General features: G+C 44.6%; 2 protein-coding genes and 2 pseudogenes (1 of these 4 only partly in view). 3 read left to right on the top strand and 1 reads right to left on the bottom strand.

Annotation, left to right across the window (positions count from 1 at the left end; genetic code table 11):
* Positions 1 to 656 (top strand): annotated as a pseudogene (locus QVO97_RS07415) (hypothetical protein); the annotation flags it as partial.
* A 136-nt stretch (positions 657 to 792) separates the two neighbouring features.
* On the opposite strand, the gene rpmB reads toward QVO97_RS07415, so the two are convergent.
* Positions 793 to 978: a 50S ribosomal protein L28 gene (rpmB, locus tag QVO97_RS07410; RefSeq protein ID WP_003504147.1), complete on the bottom strand. Its 186-nt coding sequence runs from the start codon at positions 976 to 978 to the stop codon at positions 793 to 795.
* 442 nt (positions 979 to 1,420) lie between these two features.
* Here rpmB and QVO97_RS07405 point away from each other — a divergent pair, with 442 nt between their 5' ends.
* Both QVO97_RS07405 and QVO97_RS07400 read left to right on the top strand, forming a co-directional pair.
* Positions 1,421 to 1,777 (top strand): Asp23/Gls24 family envelope stress response protein, encoded by a 357-nt coding sequence (locus QVO97_RS07405; RefSeq protein WP_022359718.1) that lies wholly within the window; start codon positions 1,421 to 1,423, stop codon positions 1,775 to 1,777.
* Positions 1,778 to 1,792: 15 nt separating this feature from the next.
* Positions 1,793 to 1,980 (top strand): annotated as a pseudogene (locus tag QVO97_RS07400) (DAK2 domain-containing protein); it runs 1,527 nt beyond the window's last position.

Raw genomic sequence — 1,980 nt, 5'->3', positions numbered from 1 at the left:
ATAGTGTTCAAACGGGAGCGGAAATCAGGTTTGAAGCATACAGCGCGATCTTAGTAGATGAGGCACACCTTCTGTCGCCCAATACATTGGAAATTTTGCTGGAGATCGGCAAAACGCGTCCGGTTATTTTTTCCAGTAACTGTGAGGATATGATTTCGCCGGAAGAATTGGATCTGGGTGCAATAAAGCTCTTGGGGGAGCAGCCGGGAATCCAGACATTCCACCTGACGAATCGGATCCGTGCGAATGCAGAACTTTCCTATTTTATACAAAATATGATGCACCTGCCGCACGGACGCGGAATGCGGCGCTATCCCCATGTCGCGGTGGTTTATGCCAACGATGAGTCAGAAGCAGCTAATTTGCTGAATGATTACATCCGTCAGGGATATGAGTGCCAGGAATCCGATTGGCAGGAAAAACTGGAAAAGCAATCCGATTCTGCCGTAGAAATACAATCTCGCCATACGCGAGAAGTCGATCGCATGGTGAATCGGCTGGATGGGCGCTATTATTATGATGAAATGGGGTATCTGCGCTCGACGGAGCGCGATGTGAGACATCTTTTTTATCAGCTCAGCGAGGCAAAAGAAGAACTGGCGCTGGTGGTGATAGGAAATGAGAAGCTGTATGGAACGCTGCTGAACTTGTTTTAAGGTGTTTTGAAGGAGAGGTTTTATATAAAATGTTGGAATGTGCTCAAAAAGCATATTTCCAACATTTTTTGTCGTTCATTATGCTAAGGACAAGAAAAAAGCCTCAGGCAGACACCTGAGGCCAGTTAAACTCGATTTAGGCTCTTTCAACTAAACCGGATCTTAAGCAAGAAGTACATACATACATCTTCTGAGCTCCGCCATTAGTTTTAACCTTAACAGACTTAACGTTAGCTTTCCACATTTTGTTAGATCTTCTATGTGAATGACTCACTGCATTACCAAAATGAGCAGCTTTCTCGCAGATTGCACACTTAGCCATCGTAGCACCTCCTTAACCGATCATTGGACTTCCTATTAAAATCCATAACAAAGGTATAATAGCAGAAAATAGAAAAATATGCAAGTGAAAAACCAAAAAAAATAAAAAAAGTTTTCGACAGATGTCTATTTTCTATTTCCTTTTTAACGTGGGTGGTGTATAATATACGCGTAAGCCATGAGTCATGCGGATAAAAAAGGCTGAAAAACGGTGTTGTGCTTGCACATAAGCCGTATTTCAGACATTTTTATCCATAGGGCGAAGCCCGTGAGCGAGATGGAGCGAAGCGGAATCGAGCTGCATGACGGGGTAGAGAGACGCATATATTTCATTCCACGCGCCGACACAGGAGCCGCTCAGGCTCCGCATGTCCAGCCCGTAAAAAATCATGGCATAAAATTCGAATCAAACAAAAACAAGTAAAGAAACGGAGGCTGTCAATATGAAAGGACGCATCGACAATAAAATGGGTTCGATCCAGATCGATCCGGAAGTAATTGCAATGTACGCCGGAACGACAGCAGTAGAATGCTTCGGTATCGTTGGCATGGCGGCTGTCAGTATGAAAGATGGTCTGGTAAGACTGCTTAAAAGAGAAAGCCTGACACACGGCATCAACGTAGCCATCAAGGACAATGCACTCAGCATCGATTTCCACGTAATCGTGGCATACGGGGTCAGCATCTCTACCGTTGCGGACAACCTGATCGAGAGTGTAAAATATAAAGTAGAAGAGTTTACTGGCATGAAGGTTGAGAAAATCAGCATTTATGTTGAAGGCGTAAGAGTGATAGATTAAGGAGGAACAAACCCTGTGGGCATGAATTATATAGATGCCGGGATGTTAAAGAATGCATTTCTGGCTGGAGCAAAAGGCCTGGAGGCCAACAAGGAATGGATCAATGAGCTGAACGTATTTCCTGTTCCAGATGGAGATACCGGTACGAACATGACGATGACGATTCTGTCAGCCGCCAGAGAAGTGGCAGCCGGTGAAAATCC

It is taken from the genome of Clostridium sp. CAG:43, from assembly GCF_000434655.1.
GTDB lineage: Bacteria > Bacillota > Clostridia > Lachnospirales > Lachnospiraceae > Otoolea > Otoolea fessa.
Note: the sequence above shows the minus strand (reverse complement) of the source record. Positions and strands in the feature narration are given on the sequence as shown.

Excerpts from the sequence above, each read along its gene's own strand:
- rpmB (WP_003504147.1), bottom strand. The coding sequence starts at position 978 with ATGGCTAAGTGTGCAATCTGCGAGAAAGCTGCTCATTTTGGTAATGCA.
- QVO97_RS07405 (WP_022359718.1), top strand. The coding sequence starts at position 1,421 with ATGAAAGGACGCATCGACAATAAAATGGGTTCGATCCAGATCGATCCG.